Raw genomic sequence first — 15349 nt, 5'->3', positions numbered from 1 at the left:
CCGCATGAGTGGGTAAGGACGTTCACCCCGCCCAGGCGCCCGTGAGGAACCGCACGGTGTTGAGCACCATCAACGGCCCCGACACCATGGCGTACGCCGCGATCACCCACCGGTGCCGCAGCCGGGAGATCGCCACCCACAGGGGAAACCACAGCAGCAACGAGCGCGGGATCGACAGGTAGTAGGCCGAGGTCATCAGGGCCCCGGCCTGCAACCCGCAGTAGACCGCCTCGCTCCAGCGCCGCATGGCCAGCAGCCACACCAGGCCCAGCACGGCCACGCCGACCCCGGCGATCTCCATGCGGAACGCGACCGCGAACTCGTCGCCGCCCATGGCCGCCGCCCACGTCTTGGCGAACGACTCCCAGGGCCACACCATCTCCCTGCCCCAGCCCGCCTCCTGCGCGTGCTTCCACGCGAACCAGTCACCCGAGCGCGTGTAGTGGAAGAACGAGTACCCCACCAGCGGCAGAAAGGGTACGGCCAGCCAAGGCGCCTGCCGGAGCGCGGGCCGCGAGGCGGCGAACTCCACCCACAGCGCCAGCGCCAGGAACAACCCGGTGATCCGCACACACGAGGCGCCCGCGGCCAGGACGACGGCCAGCGGCCAGCGCCGCTGCCTGGCCGCCAGCCACGCCGGCACCGCGAAGGCCAGGAACAGCGCCTCGCTGTAGCCGGCCGCCAGGAAGACCGCGGTCGGGAAGAGCAGCAGCGCCAGCACGGCCACCCAGCCGGTCCCGCCCTCGAAGTCGGCCAGCCGGGCCAGGAAGACCGTCGCCACCGCCCCCGCCACCAGCGAGATCAGCAGCCCGGCCAGCGACCAGTCCGGTACGACCAGGTGCACCAGCCGCAGCGCCATCGGCATCCCGGGGAAGAACGCGGGCAGCCCCGCGTCCGGCGCCTTGCCGGGCGCGCCGTCGTAGCCGTGCTCGGCGATGACGACGAACAGCCCGGCGTCCCAGGCCCGCCACTTGCCCAGGTAGTCGTGCAGGGAGACGCCGAGCAGCGTCGCCACGAGCAGCCCGGCGCGCGAGCCGAGCCACAGGAGCAGCGCGTCCCGATCGGCCGAACGAGTGATCATCGAGCGGCGGGCAACAGGGTGTAGCGGTCGCGGGCGCCGTCGAAGACGCCGCCAATCTGGTCGTCGATGCCGCCCTGCCGTACCACGTCCTTGTCGGGGCGGAGGATGTCGCGCACGACGAAGGCCATCATGATGCCGATCGTGATCACGCGCCCCCACACGGCGGTGAAGTACGTGTCGTCGCCGATGCCCAGGTCGGCCCGCTCCAGCGGCGGCTGGGCCAGGAGGTAGAGCCAGATGGCGAAGAAGTACCAGACCTCGGCCACCTGCCACAGGGCCAGCGGCTTCCAGTTGGGCCTGGCCAGGACCGCGAACGGCACCAGCCACAGCACGAACTGCGGCGACCACACCTTGTTCGTCATCATGAACGCGGCCAGCGCCAGGAAGCAGATCTGCGCCAGCCGGGGCCGGCGCGGCGCGCCCAGCGTGAGCACGGCGATGCCGAGGCAGAGGACGGCCAGCGAGGCGGTGCCGAGCATGCTCACGTCGGCGGTGCCGAGCACGGGCCAGCCCTTGTTCTGGAAGAACAGCCAGGGCGAGCCCCAGTCGACGCCGCGTTCCTGGGAGAAGACGTAGAAGCGGCGCCAGCCGTCCCAGGCGAAGATCATGAAGGGCAGGTTGACCAGGACCCAGGCGGTCACCGCGCCGGCCAGCGTGACGAGGAAGGGCCGCCATCGCGCGGTGCGCATCGTGAGCAGGAAGAGCGCGCCCAGGAACATCAGCGGGTAGAACTTCGTGGCGATCGCCAGCCCGAGCAGGACTCCGGCCAGGACCTGGCGCTGCCTGGCCCAGGCCAGCAGCACGCCCATCGACAGGGCGCCGGCCACCAGGTCCCAGTTGATGTAGGCGGCGAGGATCACCGACGGCGCGAGCGCGTACCAGAGGGCGTCCCAGCGGCGGGTCGGGCCGGCCACCGCGGCCATCAGCAGCACGCCGATCACCAGGCAGACGCCGAGCAGGACGACGGTGATGTCGTAGAAGCGCACGCCCTGCGTCGCGACGTCGCCGGCCGACCTGACCAGCCACGCGATGACCTGCATGACCTCGCCCAGCACGACCGGGTACTCGACCTGCTTGTCGAAGGGCACCTGGGCGAAGTAGGGGTCCTGGGTGGCGAGCTGCCGGTCGAAGTAGAGCGGGTAGATGTCGGTGTAGCAGAAGTTGGTGTAGGTGGTGACCTGGTCGTTCCACCCGCCGGTACGGCACGGCAGCCTGACCAGGTACGCCAGCGTCGCCCCCAGGGCGGCGAACAGCCCCAGGGGCAGGTACGAGACCGCCCTTATGTGAACAGGCGGCTTGACGTCGACCGGCGGGTTCATCCGTCCTCGGGGCGGCTCGGCATCGGATCGGGAATCTCCGCGCCGCCCATCATGCCGTCGTCGTCCTCGGGGAAGCCCTGCTCGTTGGGGTCGACGCTGACGTTGCCGTCGTCCTCACAGGCCGGGTCGAGGAGGGGGCAGTCGGTCGGGTCCTCGAACGGGTTCTCCGGGTCGACCGTGCGCGTGGGCGTCGGGGTGGGCTTGGGCGCCAGGTTCTCCGGCACCCCGGCGTCGGCGCGCGGCGGGAACTGCTCGACCTTGTCGTTCTTGGTCGCCTCCAGCATGAAGGTCTTCCAGATGGCCGCCGGGTAGGTGGCGCCCTGGTAGCCGCCGGGCAGCGGGACCTCGTACGGGGAGGTGTACGGCTTCTGCGGCGTGTACTTCTTCTCCTTGGCCGGGTCCTTGCCCCGGTACCAGGGGCAGTTGTCGTGGACCGGAGGCACGACCTTGCCGCCCTTGGTCTTGCACTGCTGGCGGAACATGCCGACCGCGGTGGAGACCTGCGGGGTGAAGCCGACGAACCAGACGTCCTTGTTGTCGTTGTTGGTACCGGTCTTGCCGGCCACCGGGCGGTTGTAGAGCGCGGCGTTCCTGCCGGTGCCGCTCTTCACCACGGCCTGCAGGGCGACGGTGGCGTCGGCCGCGGCCTCCTCGGAGATCACCTTGACCGTGGGGTACTGCTTCTCGTCGAGGACGACCTTGCCGCCCCGCTGGGTGGCCTTGATGATCACGTGGTTCTCGGTGTGCTTGCCGGCGTTGGCGAAGATCGAGTACCCGCCGGCCTGCTCGACCGCGGTCACGCCGCTGGAGCCGATGGTGAGAAGGTACTTCTGCGAGTTCTTCACCTCCTCCAGCCGATCCCTGTTGATGCCGGCGCGGGCCGCGATGTCCACCACGCTGTCGAGGCCGACCTTCTCCCCCATCTTGGCGAAGGCGGTGTTGACCGAGCTGGCGGTGGCCTTGACGACGTCGACGGCGGTGGTGCCCGAGGCGTGGTCGTTGTCGATCGCGGTGGTGCCCTCCAGCTTGATCGGCCCCTTGGCGGGCAGATAGCTGCGCAGGCTGTAGCCCTGGTCCAGCCAGGCCGCGAGCACGTAGGGCTTGAAGGCGGAGGCGGCCTGCTTCACCGACTGGAAGGCGTCGTTCCACGCGTCGTGCTGGTAGTCGTCGCCGCCGTAGAAGGCGATGACCCGCCCGTTGGTCGGGTTGACCGCGGCCAGCGTGGCCATGACCTCGGCGGGGGCGTTGCGGGTGTGCTGGTTGACCGCCCGCTTCGCGGCGTCCATCAGGTCCTTGTCGAAGGTGGTCCTGATGTCGTAGCCGCCGACCTTGAGCTCGTCGAGGTCGATGTGGGTCTTGCGCTCCATCTCGTTGATCGCGGCCATGATCATGTAGCCGTCGACGCCGCTGAAGTAGTCGATCTGGCGGTCCTTGGTGCGCTTGGGCGCCTTGGGCGACTTCGCCTTCAGGTTCCCGTACGCCGCGGGGTCGAGCTTGGCCATCTGGTCGAGCACGTACGAGTAGCGGAACTCCGTCGGGCCCAGGTTGCCCGCCTTCTCCGCGGCGTCGAAGGAGGACGGGTTCTGGATCCGGCCGGCGAGGTAGGCGCTCTGCTCGGGGGTGAGGTCGCTGACCTTCTTCTTGTTGAAGAACGCCTCCGCCGCAGCGCCGATGCCGTAGGTGCCCCGGCCGAAGTAGATGGTGTTGAGGTACTGCAGGAGGATCTGCTCCTTGGTCAGCGACTTGTTCAGCTTGACCGCGACGAAGATCTCCTTGACCTTGCGCTGGAGCGAGCGTTCCTGGGACAGGCCGTCGTAGTAGTTGCGCGCCATCTGCTGGGTGATGGTCGAGGCGCCCTGGACCTGCTGGCCGGAGGCGGTGCTCCACAGCGAGCGGACCATGCCGGAGAAGGAGATGCCGGAGTCCTCGCGGAAGGAGCTGTTCTCGGCGGCGATCACCGCGTCCTGGAGGTGCTTGGGGATCTCGGAGAAGTTGTCGATCTGCTTGCGCTTGGTGCCGATCTTCGCGAACACCTTGCCGTTGGCGTAGCGGATCACGCTGCCCTGGTCGTCGACGCTCGCCTGCGCCTGCTCCTGTGTGGGCATGGGCGTGAGGGAGTAGCCGACCATGATCATGCCGAAGATGCCGGCGGCCACGACCACGACGCCGACCACGAGGATCTTCCAGCTCGGCAGGAAACGGCGCCAGTCGCGGCCCTCGCCGTCACCCCTGCCGGGGCCGGCGGGCGGAGGCGGCGGTCCCTCGGGGCCGCCGCGGCCACGCCCGCGGCGCGGCGGCGCCTGGCTCACCATGGTGTCCTGCTGCTCCTGGGGGCGACGGCGCGAGGTGCGCTGCGCGCCCGTGCCGGGCTGCTCGGGGTACGCGCCGGTCTGGCCGGGGTACGCGCCGGGCTGCCCGGGGTGCCCCGGTTGGCCAGGGTGCCCCGGCTGGCCGGGGCGCGGGCCGGGCTGACCGGGCTGACCCGGCTGGCCGGGCTGGGCGCGGCGGGGCTCCGGCTGGTCGAAGCCCGGACCGCCCTGCTGCGCGGCCATCGCGCCGGTCTGCTCGTAGGCTGCCTCCGGACGACGTGGCGGCTGCGCCGTACCCCATGAACCGGTCTGCGGGGTCTGCCCCTGGGGCGTTGATGAACGGGGTGAGCTTGAGCGACGGCGCCTTCCTTGGCGTCCCGTCCCCTCGTTGCTGCTGTAACTCACACGTCCTCGCATCGTCGTCGGATGGCACGGCGGGTGGGCGTGAGGCTCCTCGCCGCCCTCGGTCTCACGGTTGGCCGACGAGGTCAGGCGGTCCGTTGCCGAGGACGTACGAGACCGTCAGGTGGTTCCAGGAACAACCTTGGCAGACCTCGACGACGTACACCCTGAACTCGTCGTAATCATGGGCCATGTCGACGAGTTCTGACGTGGCCTTTGCCTGACCAGCATGGCGGCCCAGGGAATCCCCGTAGACATAGGTCACGTTGGTGACGTTCTCCCTCTCACACACCGGGCAGGTGCGTTCGGTGGCCTCGCCGAGGTGGCGGGCCGCGCGAAGGAGGTACGGCTGTGCGTCACAGACCTCGCTGGGCACAGTGCGCCCTGAGCGCACCGAGCGGACCACCGCCCGCTTGGCGAGGCCGTAATCCACCACCCTTCGCTGTGACCACATGCGCGCCAGACTACGGCTTTTTACCGATTCCTCCCAACGTCTTGGCAAAGTCATTAATTGCGGCCATATAGCGGAGCGACGTATCCTCAGGATGTATCGAGCCGATACATCGACGCGAGAGGAGGGCGGTTCCATTGGTCAGCGGACAGGGCAGAGTGCTGGAACTCGCCGTGCTCGGGTCGCTGCACGAGACGCCGCTTCATGGCTACGAGCTGCGCAAACGGCTCAACGAGCTGCTCGGCATGTTCCGTGCGTTCTCCTACGGTTCGCTGTATCCCTGCCTGAGGTCGCTCTTGGAGCAGGGGCTGATCGTGGAAGAGCAACCCACTCGGGTGAGCGGCAGATCGAAGATCGTCTACAAGCTCACCGCCGAAGGCAAGGAGCGGCTTCAGGAGCTGCTCACCCAGGCCGGGCCGTCCGCGTGGGAGGACGAGAGCTTCGGCATCCACTTCGCCTTCTTCCGCCACACCGAGGCCGAGGTGCGCCTGCGCATTCTCGAAGGCCGCCGCAGCCGGCTCGAGGAACGACTCGACGCCGTCCGCACCGCGCTCGCACGAACCAGGGAACGGCTCGATGCTTACACCTTGGAGTTGCAGCGTCACGGTCTGGAATCGGTCGAACGCGAGGTGCGTTGGCTGAATGAACTGATCGCGACAGAGAGACGGGCCTCGGAAGAGCCCGCGAGAAATAACACAGATGAGTAAGGGAGCGAGTGCGATGGGTTCGGTACGCGTGGCCGTTGTCGGTGTCGGCAACTGCGCGGCATCGCTGGTCCAGGGCGTGCACTACTACAAGGACGCCGACCCGGACGCCAGGGTCCCCGGCCTGATGCACGTCAAGTTCGGCGATTACCACGTCGGTGACGTCGAGTTCGTCGCCGCCTTCGACGTGGACGCCAAGAAGGTCGGGCGCGACCTGTCCGAGGCGATCGTGGCCAGTGAGAACAACACGATCAAGATTACGGACGTGCCGCCCACGGGCGTGATCGTGCAGAGGGGCCACACCTTCGACGGTCTCGGCGAGTTCTACCGCGAGATCATCGAGGAGTCCGACGAGGCCCCCGTGGACGTCGTGAAGGTCCTCAAGGACAACCGGGTGGACGTCCTCGTCTCCTACCTCCCGGTGGGCTCGGAGGAGGCCGACCGCTTCTACGCGCAGTGCGCGATCGACGCCAAGGTCGCCTTCGTCAACGCGCTGCCGGTCTTCATCGCCACCGACCCCGAGTGGGCGGAGAAGTTCGAGGAGGCGGGCGTCCCGATCATCGGCGACGACATCAAGTCGCAGGTCGGCGCCACCATCACGCACCGCGTCATGGCCAAGCTCTTCGAGGACCGCGGGGTGGAGCTGCTGCGCACGTACCAGCTCAACTTCGGCGGCAACATGGACTTCATGAACATGCTGGAGCGCAAGCGCCTGCAGTCCAAGAAGATCTCCAAGACGCAGTCGGTCACCTCGCAGATCCCGCACGAGATGGGCAAGGCCGACGTGCACATCGGCCCGTCCGACCACGTGCCGTGGCTCGACGACCGCAAGTGGGCCTACGTCCGCCTGGAGGGCCGCTCCTTCGGCGACACCCCGCTGAACCTGGAGTACAAGCTCGAGGTTTGGGACTCCCCCAACTCGGCCGGCATCATCATCGACGCCGTGCGCGCCGCCAAGATCGCCCTGGACCGGGGCATCGGCGGCCCGATCCTCAGCGCCTCCTCCTACTTCATGAAGTCGCCGCCCGTCCAGCACAGCGACGACGAGGCACGCGAGTACGTGGAGAAGTTCATCCGCGGAGAAGTCTCCCGCTGACGGCCCTGAGCCGGGCGCCGCGACGGCGCCCGGCTAGGTGGCCCTGGCGGCCGGAGGCAACTGCTCCTCCGGCGCCGTCTCCCACGCCATCGGGTCGGCCCCCAGCTCGGCCAGCAGCGGAACCTGCTCCTTGCACCACGGCGAGATCGCCAGCAGGCCGTTGCCCACCCCTTCGGCGAACTCCTTCCACGGCATCCACAGGACCTCGCCCACCTCGTCGGGGTTCGCGTCGACCTGCCCCTTCACCGTGACCCGGTAGACCGGGCACAGCTCGTGCTCCACGATGCCGTTGGGCATGACCGCGCGGTAGGAGAACGTCGGCAGCATCAGGTCGGCGCGTTCGGCGTCCAGGCCCAGCTCGTAGGAGAGCCGGCGCAGCACCGCGTGCTCGACGGGCTCGCCGGGCAGCGGGTGGCCGCAGCAACTGTTGGTCCAGATCCCGGGCCACGTCAGCTTGTGCCCCGCGCGCCTGGTCAGCAGGATGCGTCCGGCCTCGTCGAAGACGTAGCTGGAGAAGGCCAGGTGCAGAGGGGTGTCCTGGCCGTGTACCGACGTCTTGGGTGCGGCGCCGATCGCGTTTCCCTCGCCGTCGACCAACACCACGAGTTCCTCAGTCGTCACGCAACGAAGCGTACGGGAACCTGTGCGCGGTTCTCTTCCTCCCCTTCCCTGTGCGGATGGGGTGATTTCCTCCGGAGGGTGTGCGGTTTCCTCCCCGGGTGGTGCTGACCCCCACCGCGACAGGACGAGGCGGCGGCTAGGCTGGCTGCGTGTCATTTGTCGCCGATCTCCGTGTGGTCCTGCGGGGCCGGGACTACCGACGGTTGTTCGGCACCCGCCTGGTCTCCCAGTTCTCCGACGGCATCTTCCAGTTCGGCGTCGCCGGATTCGCCTTCTTCAGCCCCGAGAAGCAGACCACCGCGCTGCAGGTGGCGGCGGGCATGGCGGTGCTGTTCCTCCCCTACAGCATCCTGGGGCCGTTCGTCGGCGTCTTCATCGACAGGTGGTCGCGCCGCCAGATCCTGGTGATCGCCCCGGTGGTCCGCGGGCTGCTGTTGCTGGGCGCCGCCGCCCTGGTCGCCCTCGACACCCCCGACGAGCTCTTCTACGCGGCCGCGCTCGGCGTCCTGGGCGTCAACCGGTTCTTCCTGGCCGCGCTGGGCGCCTCCCTGCCGCACGTGGTGCCCAGGGAGCAGTTGATGGCGGCCAACGCGGTCACGCCGACCATGGGCACGGTCATCACCTTCGTCGGCGTCGGCGTCGCCACGCTGATGCGCGGGGTGTTCGGACCCGGCGACGCGGGCGTCGCGCTCGTCCTGGTCACCTCGGGCGTGCTGTTCAGCCTGAGCGCCCTGGTCGCCAGGACCATGCGGCGTGACCTGCTCGGCCCCCACTACGACCCCAACCGGCCGCAGGTCAGGGAGGCCGTGCGCAACGTCCTCAAGGGCCTGGTCGAGGGCGCCAGGCACCTCGCCCACCGGCGCAGGGCCGCCGCGGCGATGGGCGCCATGGCCGCCCACCGTTTCATGTACGGCATGGCCACCGCCCTGGGCATCATCCTGTACCGCTACTACTTCACCGACGGCGACTCCGAGGCGGCGCTCAGGGGCATCGGCATCGTCGTGGCCACCTCGGCCGTCGGCTACGCCCTGGCCGTGGTCGTCACCCCGCTGGCCACGGAGCGCATCCCCGTCGAGCGTTACGTGCCGTTGATGCTGGGCGCGGCCGGAGTCCTGGCCGCGATCCTGGTGACGCCCTTCCAGGAGTGGGGCCTGTGGATCTCCGGCTTCGTGCTGGGCCTGGCCGGGCAGAGCGTCAAGATCTGCGCCGACACCTCCGTCCAGCGCGACGTCGAGGACGCCTACCTGGGGCGCGCCTTCTCCATCTACGACATGTTGTTCAACGGCATGTTCGTGCTGGCCGCCGGGGTGTCGGCAGCGATCCTGCCCGCCGACGGCAAGTCCTACCTGGCCGTCGGCATCATCGCCGTGGGCTACCTGGTCAGCGCGGTGGCGTACCGGATGGTCACCGCGCCCGCGCGGGTCGCCTCCACGCGGTGAGAAAGCCGCGCGGGCGCCCCCTTCGAGCAGGACGCCCGCGCCGCCGCTAGCTCTGCTCCCGCGACCACGCGCGCAGCGCGTCCGTGGCCGCGTCCTTGCCGACCACGCCCTGGTCGAGGCGGAGGTCGAGCAGGAACTTGTAGGCCCGGCCCACCATCGGGCCGGGGCCGATGCCCAGCACCCGCTGGATCTCGTTGCCGTCGAGCTCCGGACGGATCTTGGCCAGCTCCTCCTCGTCGGCCAGCCTGGCGATGCGCTCTTCGAGCTGGTCGTAGGTACGCGAGAGGTTGGCCGCCTTCCGCTTGTTGCGGGTCGTGCAGTCGGCCCTGGTCAGCTTGTGCAGGCGGTCGAGCAGGTGACCGGCGTCGCGGACGTACCGGCGCACCGCGCTGTCGGTCCACTCCCCCGAGCCGTAGCCGTGGAAGCGCAGGTGGAGCTCGACCAGCCGGGCCACGTCGGCCACCACGTCCTTGGGGAACCTGAGCTCGGTCATGCGCTTCTTGGACATCTGCGCGCCGACGAGCTCGTGGTGGTGGAAGGAGACCCGGCCGCCCGGCTCGTGCCGCCTGGTCTTGGGCTTGCCCACGTCGTGCAGGAGCGCCGCCCAGCGCAGGATGCGGTCGGGCTTGCCGTCCTCCTCCTGGGCGATGGCCTGGTCGAGAACGGTCAGCGAGTGCTCGTAGACGTCCTTGTGCCGGTGGTGCTCGTCGATCTCCAGGCGCAGCATGGGCAGCTCGGGCAGCACATGCGCGGCCAGGCCCGTCTCGACCAGCAGCCCCAGCCCCTCGCGTGGGTACGCGCCACAGATCAGCTTGTCGAGCTCGTCGCGGATGCGTTCGGCCGAGACGATCTCGATGCGCTCGGCCATCTCGGTCATCGCCCTGAGCGCCTCGGGCGCGACCGTGAAGCCGAGCTGGGAGGCGAAGCGGGCGGCCCGCAGCATGCGCAGCGGGTCGTCGTCGAAGGACTGCTCGGGCGTGCCGGGCGTGCGCAGCAGCCGCGCGGTCAGGTCGGAGACGCCGCCGTAGGGGTCGACGAACTCGTGGTCGGGCAGCCGCACGGCCATCGCGTTGATCGCGAAGTCGCGGCGCTCCAGGTCGGCTTCCAGGGTCTCGCCGTAGACGACCTCGGGCTTGCGCGACTTGGGGTCGTAGGACTCGCTCCGGTAGGTGGTGATCTCCAGCAGCCAGTTGCCCTTGCGGACGCCGACCGTGCCGAAGTCGATCCCGATGGTCCAGACGGAGTCGGCCCAGTCCTTGACGATCTCGAGCACCCGCTCCGGCCGGGCCTCCGTCGTCAGGTCGAGGTCGTTGCCGATGCGTCCGAGGAGGATGTCGCGCACCGAGCCGCCGACCAGGGCGAGCTCGTGCCCGCGGGCGGCGAACAGCTCGCCGAGCTCGTCGGCGACCGGCGCGATCTTGTGAAAGTGCTGATTTGAGTCGGACAAGCTGGGTAGGTCCTTCACGCATTACGGAACATATCCCCCGAGCCACACCAGGTCCGGGTTACCGTCGGTCAGAGACCGTCGGGGGCCATGGAACGAGGCTAGGAGCTCATTTATGAAGGACGCCCTCGCGATCCACCGCTGGCTCCTCGCACACCAGGTCCATCATGAGATCGTACGCCTTCCGCGCCCCATGACTTGCGCGGACGAGCTGCCCGAGACGATCTCCGCAGCCCCTTCCCGCTGCGTGGTCGTGACGGTGTTCGAGGCGGTCACCAGGCTGGGCCGGGAGGCCGTCGCCGTCGTCTCCACCGTCGCCGCACCGCCCAGGCCGGGCGTGGTCGGGGGACTGCTCGGGGCCAGGAAAGTACACCTCGCCCCGGCCTTCGTGGTCAACGAGGTTACCGACTACGCCGCCGGGCTGGTCTGCCCGCTGCTGCTGCCGCCCACGCTCACCGTCCTCATCGACGACCGGATCAAGCCCGATTCCCAGGCCGTCTTCCTGGCCACCGGTGAACGCCACACCGCCCTCACCTTGCGCGCGTTCGACCTGCTGTCACTCATGTCCGGCAAGTCCATGGACCTGCGCGCGCCAAGGCCCAGAGGATCCCGCCAGACGGTCGCGCTACGGCACTGAGCCCGTACCATTGCGGGCGTGCGCCGTACTCCACCCCGGACTGACGCGTGATCAGAAAGGCCACGCTTCTCGCAGTCCTCTCCGCCGCGTTGCTCGCCCCCGTGGTCGCGACAACGCCGGGTACGGCTGCCGCCACCACGGCCAAGCAGGAGCTGACCCTCACCGTCAGGGCGATCACGCCCGAGCTGCCGACCAAGCCCACCGACCAGATCAAGGTGTCGGGCACCTTCCGCAACGGCACCGGGGCCGCGCTGTCCGGCGTGCGCGTCCGGGTGCGCTACGGCTTCCAGCGCATGACCGACCGCGCCGCGATGAAGGCCTTCGCCGAGGACCAGGCCGCACAGCTCCCCCAGGCGTCCAACTCGACGTTCATGGACTTCCCGCTGGTCGACAACGGCACCAGCGCCGCCTGGGAGCTCACCTTCACGCCGGTGCAGCTCGGCATGAACTCCTTCGGCGTCTACCCGATCACGGTCGAGGTCGTCCCGGCCGCGGCGTCCTGGCAGCCGCTGGCCAAGGCCCACACGTTCGTCACCTACATGCCGCCGACCACGCCCAAGCTGCCGCGTAACCGGCTGTCCGTGGCGTTGCCGATCATCGACGCGCCCCACCGCTCCGACGACGCCACGTTCGTCGACGACAAGCTCACCGCCGCGCTCAAGACCGGGGGCCGCCTGGCCGACCTCGCCGCCCTCGCCAAGACGGCGCCGAAGAACGTCACCTGGTTCGTCGAGCCCGGCCTACTCGACGACGTGCAGGCGATGACCAAGGGCTACACGCTCAGAAACGGCAAGAAGCAGCCCGCCGACCCGGCCGCGGCGGCGTGGCTGGAGTCGCTGCGCACCTCGCTCACCGGCGCGCCCGTCGTCGCCGTCCCCTACGGCGACCCCGATGTGGCCGCGCTGGCCCATCAGGGTCTCGACAGCGGCGTGGACCGGGCGGTCAAGGCCGCGGACTCGGCGGCCGACCGGCAGTTCAAGCGGGACATCCCCGTCTCGTCCAACTGGCCGGTGGCGGGCAAGCTCGACGACGACGCCCTCGACCTGCTGTCGGTCAGCGCCGTGCGCACCGTGCTGCTCAACCCGGCCAACCTGCCGCCCCAGACTCCGGCCACGACCACGCTCGACGCGGCCGCCACGCTCGACAGCGTCTCCGGCCCGGTCACCGCGCTCCTGCCCGACGAGGAGCTGAGCCGGATGTTCGAGCTCGACTCGGCGGCGGGGCGCACCGCCGTACTCAACAGGCAGCGTTTCATCGCCGAGACGGCGATGATCGCCGCCGAGCCCGGCCAGGTCAGGGCCAGGAACCTGGTCGTGGCGCCGTCGCGGCGCTGGGACCCGGACCCCGCGTTCGTCGCGGCGCTGCTCAAGACCGCGAGCCGGCTGCCGTGGCTGTCCTCGGGCGAGCTCGGCGCGATCAAGCCCGCCAAGGCGCAGACGCCGCGCGCCGGGCTCGTCTACACCGAGCAGGACCGCAAGGAAGAGCTGAACGAGAAGTACCTCGAACCGGTCAAGGAGGCGGCGACCGAGGCCGACCTGGCCACCCGGATCACCACCGACAAGCGCTCGGCCGGGTTCGACAACGCCGTGCTCCGCCTGGCCTCCTCCGCCTGGCGCAACAGCACGCGGGCGGGGCGCTCGGCCACCAAGCAGGTCGACGCCGCGGTGGGCAAGCGGCTCGGCCTCATCACGATCAGCGGGGCCAGCCGCACCCAGCCGATCACGGTGGCCGGCGTCGACGGCCAGGTCCCGATCAGCGTGCGCAACGGGCTCAGCACGTCGGTCACGCTCATGGTCGACGTGTCCTCCAGCAACCGCGACCTGCTGCAGATCCATCCGAAGTACGTCAAGAAGCCCATCACGGTGGGCAAGGGCGAGGTCGGCACCGTGCAGGTCCCGATGCTGGTCAAGACCAGCGGCGACGCGGCCATCACCGTTCAGCTGGAGACGGCCGACGGCGTGCCGTACGGTGATCCCGTCAAGTTGACCATCAGGACCACCGGCTACACCGGCATCGCCCTCGTCATCGTGGGCGGCGCGCTGTCGGTCATGCTGGCCGCCGTGGTCACCCGCATCCTGCGGCGGCGCTCGGAGAAGCGGCCGGCGCGAGCGGCGCAGGCCCGGGAGAGTGAGAAGGTATGAGCCGCCTGATGAGGGCGAGCGCGATCATGGCCGCCGGCACGATGGTCTCGCGCATCACCGGCTTCGTACGCACGATGGTGCTGGCCTCCGCGGTCGGCACCGCGCTGCTCGGCGACGCCTACAACGTCGCCTACGCCATCCCCTACTCCATCCTCGACCTGCTCCTGCTCGGCGTGCTGAGCAGCGTCATCGTGCCGATGATCGTGCAGGCGCAGCAGCGCGACCCCGACGGCGGCCGGGCCTTCGAGCAGCGGCTGCTGACGCTGGCCACGCTCGCGCTCATCGTCGTGGCCGCGCTCGCGGTGTGGGCCGCCCCCCTGCTCATCGACCTCTACACCAACTGGCGGCCCGGCTCCCGGCAGTACGAGGTCGCCGTCCTGCTGGCCCGGCTGATCCTGCCCCAGCTCGCCTTCTTCGGCCTGGGCGCGGTGGCCGGCGCCATCCTCAACACCCGCGACCGCTTCGCCGCCCCGATGTGGGCGCCGGTGCTCAACAACGTCGTGGTCATCGGCGTGTTCCTCGCCTACTCCGGCGGCAAGGACCTCGCGTCGGTCACCGACGGCCAGCTCGCGCTGCTCGGCCTCGGCACCACCGCCGGCATCGTCGCGCAGGCCGCCGTGCTGGTGATCGCGCTCAAGCGGGCGCGCTTCCAGTTCCGGCCCCGCCTCGACGTGCGCAACGCGCGGCTCGGCGAGATGGCCAAGGCCGGCGGCTGGACGATCGGCTACGTCGTCATCACCCAGCTCGGCTTCATGCTGATCACCAACCTGGCCAGCGCCGCCGGCGACGCGGTGCCCAACCACGGCGTCAGCCCGTACACCTTCGCCTTCCAGCTCTTCCAACTTCCCTACGGCATCATCGGCGTCTCGGTGATCACCGCCATGCTGCCCAAGATGAGCCGCGCGGTCGCCGACGGGCGCATGGACGACCTGCGCTCGGAGTTCGGGTCCGGGGTGCGGCTGATCGCGTGCGTGATGGTTCCGGCCTCGTTGCTGCTCATGGTGCTCGGCCCCGCGATCACCGTGCCGATCTACGCGCACGGGGAGACCTCGGTCGCCGACGCCGTCTACATCGGCAACGTCCTCCAGGTGTACGGCCTGGCCCTCATGCCCTTCGCCGTCTTCCAGCTCCTGCTCCGGGTTTTCTACAGCTTCGGCGACACCCGCACTCCCGTCTTCGTCGGAGCCGGGACCACCGCGGCCAGCGCGGTGCTGATGCTGGTGGCCAACGCGCTGCTGCCGCCTGCCTACCTCGTGATGGGGCTGGCGTTCGCCTACGCGTGCGCGTACGCGCTGGGCGCGGTCGTCGCCTGGACGATGGCCTCGCGGCGCGCGGCCGGGCTGGGCGGCTGGACCATCGGCACCGCGCTGACCCGCATGTACCTCGCCGCGATGCCCACCGCGGTGCTCGCGCTCGCCTCGGTCTGGGCCAGCCAGCAGTTCTTCGGCGAGCTCGCCTTCCTCAATTCTTTGATCATCCTGGCGGTCGGAGGTGGCCTGGGAGGGCTGCTCTATTTGGCCGTAGCCCATAAGATGCGCATCCCCGAGGTCAACTCAATCGTTGGAATGGTCGCGGGACGGGTAGGCCGGTAAAGGAACGCGGGCGTACACGGCACGGCACTACGATGGTGCGGACACCCGCGAATGGAAGCAGGAGGGGCGTGGGCGGATCCACCCGACATAACGCGCCTACGTGGGATTCCTCC

13 protein-coding genes are annotated in these 15349 nt (G+C 69.5%); 7 read left to right on the top strand and 6 right to left on the bottom strand.

The genetic code is table 11. The features are described 5' to 3' along the window. Positions 1-22: 22 nt before the first annotated feature. Genes ACIBEJ_RS40105 through ACIBEJ_RS40095 form a run of 3 tightly spaced genes read right to left on the bottom strand, consistent with a single transcriptional unit; the run spans position 23 to position 4712 of the window. Positions 23-1081, bottom strand: coding sequence for a mannosyltransferase family protein (locus ACIBEJ_RS40105; RefSeq protein ID WP_397188184.1), 1059 nt, complete (start codon positions 1079-1081; stop codon positions 23-25). Then, positions 1078-2400, bottom strand: coding sequence for a glycosyltransferase family 87 protein (locus ACIBEJ_RS40100; protein WP_397188183.1), 1323 nt, complete (start codon positions 2398-2400; stop codon positions 1078-1080). The genes ACIBEJ_RS40105 and ACIBEJ_RS40100 overlap by 4 nt, the downstream gene beginning before the upstream one ends. Then, on the bottom strand, positions 2397-4712 hold the full coding sequence (locus ACIBEJ_RS40095) for a transglycosylase domain-containing protein (protein WP_397188182.1): 2316 nt from the start codon (positions 4710-4712) through the stop codon (positions 2397-2399). The genes ACIBEJ_RS40100 and ACIBEJ_RS40095 overlap by 4 nt, the downstream gene beginning before the upstream one ends. A 117-nt stretch (positions 4713-4829) precedes the next feature. Between ACIBEJ_RS40095 and ACIBEJ_RS40090 the strand changes: the two genes are divergently transcribed. After that, positions 4830-5012 carry a hypothetical protein gene (locus ACIBEJ_RS40090; RefSeq protein WP_397188181.1) on the top strand — a complete coding sequence of 61 codons (183 nt, stop codon included), beginning with the start codon at positions 4830-4832 and terminating at the stop codon, positions 5010-5012. A 166-nt stretch (positions 5013-5178) separates the two neighbouring features. On the opposite strand, the gene ACIBEJ_RS40085 is transcribed toward ACIBEJ_RS40090, so the two are convergent. Continuing rightward, the gene (locus ACIBEJ_RS40085; protein WP_397188180.1) at positions 5179-5565 is read right to left on the bottom strand and encodes a DUF5318 family protein; all 387 of its coding nucleotides are present in this window, start codon (positions 5563-5565) and stop codon (positions 5179-5181) included. 134 nt (positions 5566-5699) lie between these two features. On the opposite strand from ACIBEJ_RS40085, the gene ACIBEJ_RS40080 reads away from it, so the two are divergent. Together ACIBEJ_RS40080 and ACIBEJ_RS40075 are read left to right on the top strand one after the other, a co-directional pair. Next, on the top strand, positions 5700-6269 hold the full coding sequence (locus ACIBEJ_RS40080) for a helix-turn-helix transcriptional regulator (RefSeq protein ID WP_397188179.1): 570 nt from the start codon (positions 5700-5702) through the stop codon (positions 6267-6269). 13 nt (positions 6270-6282) lie between these two features. Beyond that, complete coding sequence (locus ACIBEJ_RS40075) at positions 6283-7362, top strand: inositol-3-phosphate synthase (RefSeq protein ID WP_397188178.1); 1080 nt, start codon at positions 6283-6285, stop codon at positions 7360-7362. A gap of 33 nt (positions 7363-7395) precedes the next feature. Here the strand turns inward: ACIBEJ_RS40075 and idi are convergent, their stop codons facing one another. After that, the gene (idi, locus tag ACIBEJ_RS40070; RefSeq protein WP_397188177.1) at positions 7396-7983 is read right to left on the bottom strand and encodes an isopentenyl-diphosphate Delta-isomerase; all 588 of its coding nucleotides are present in this window, start codon (positions 7981-7983) and stop codon (positions 7396-7398) included. Between the two features lie 149 nt (positions 7984-8132). Here idi and ACIBEJ_RS40065 point away from each other — a divergent pair, with 149 nt between their 5' ends. Further along, entirely contained in the window at positions 8133-9422 is a 1290-nt protein-coding gene (locus tag ACIBEJ_RS40065; protein WP_397188176.1) for an MFS transporter, read from the top strand. Between the two features lie 46 nt (positions 9423-9468). Here the strand turns inward: ACIBEJ_RS40065 and ACIBEJ_RS40060 are convergent, their stop codons facing one another. Further along, on the bottom strand, positions 9469-10869 hold the full coding sequence (locus ACIBEJ_RS40060) for a CCA tRNA nucleotidyltransferase (protein ID WP_397188175.1): 1401 nt from the start codon (positions 10867-10869) through the stop codon (positions 9469-9471). Between the two features lie 112 nt (positions 10870-10981). Here ACIBEJ_RS40060 and ACIBEJ_RS40055 point away from each other — a divergent pair, with 112 nt between their 5' ends. From ACIBEJ_RS40055 to murJ, 3 genes are read left to right on the top strand one after another with little or no spacing between them, the layout of a single operon-like run. Beyond that, positions 10982-11503, top strand: coding sequence for a YbaK/EbsC family protein (locus ACIBEJ_RS40055; protein ID WP_397188174.1), 522 nt, complete (start codon positions 10982-10984; stop codon positions 11501-11503). A gap of 47 nt (positions 11504-11550) precedes the next feature. Continuing rightward, positions 11551-13644 (top strand): DUF6049 family protein, encoded by a 2094-nt coding sequence (locus tag ACIBEJ_RS40050; RefSeq protein WP_397188173.1) that lies wholly within the window; start codon positions 11551-11553, stop codon positions 13642-13644. Next, positions 13641-15236 carry a murein biosynthesis integral membrane protein MurJ gene (gene murJ / locus ACIBEJ_RS40045; RefSeq protein ID WP_397188172.1) on the top strand — a complete coding sequence of 532 codons (1596 nt, stop codon included), beginning with the start codon at positions 13641-13643 and terminating at the stop codon, positions 15234-15236. Before ACIBEJ_RS40050 ends, murJ begins: the two co-directional genes overlap by 4 nt. Positions 15237-15349 lie beyond the last annotated feature (113 nt).

The organism is Nonomuraea sp. NPDC050790, assembly GCF_044456745.1.
Taxonomy (GTDB): domain Bacteria; phylum Actinomycetota; class Actinomycetes; order Streptosporangiales; family Streptosporangiaceae; genus Nonomuraea.
This window is presented reverse-complemented; position numbering and strand designations above follow the sequence as displayed.

What these genes read in the sequence shown, in the direction of transcription:
- ACIBEJ_RS40105 (WP_397188184.1), bottom strand. Translation starts at nt 1,081, where the DNA reads ATGATCACTCGTTCGGCCGATCGGGACGCGCTGCTCCTGTGGCTCGGC.
- ACIBEJ_RS40055 (WP_397188174.1), top strand. Translation starts at nt 10,982, where the DNA reads ATGAAGGACGCCCTCGCGATCCACCGCTGGCTCCTCGCACACCAGGTC.
- ACIBEJ_RS40075 (WP_397188178.1), top strand. Translation starts at nt 6,283, where the DNA reads ATGGGTTCGGTACGCGTGGCCGTTGTCGGTGTCGGCAACTGCGCGGCA.
- ACIBEJ_RS40100 (WP_397188183.1), bottom strand. Translation starts at nt 2,400, where the DNA reads ATGAACCCGCCGGTCGACGTCAAGCCGCCTGTTCACATAAGGGCGGTC.
- murJ (WP_397188172.1), top strand. Translation starts at nt 13,641, where the DNA reads ATGAGCCGCCTGATGAGGGCGAGCGCGATCATGGCCGCCGGCACGATG.
- ACIBEJ_RS40085 (WP_397188180.1), bottom strand. Translation starts at nt 5,565, where the DNA reads ATGTGGTCACAGCGAAGGGTGGTGGATTACGGCCTCGCCAAGCGGGCG.
- ACIBEJ_RS40095 (WP_397188182.1), bottom strand. Translation starts at nt 4,712, where the DNA reads ATGGTGAGCCAGGCGCCGCCGCGCCGCGGGCGTGGCCGCGGCGGCCCC.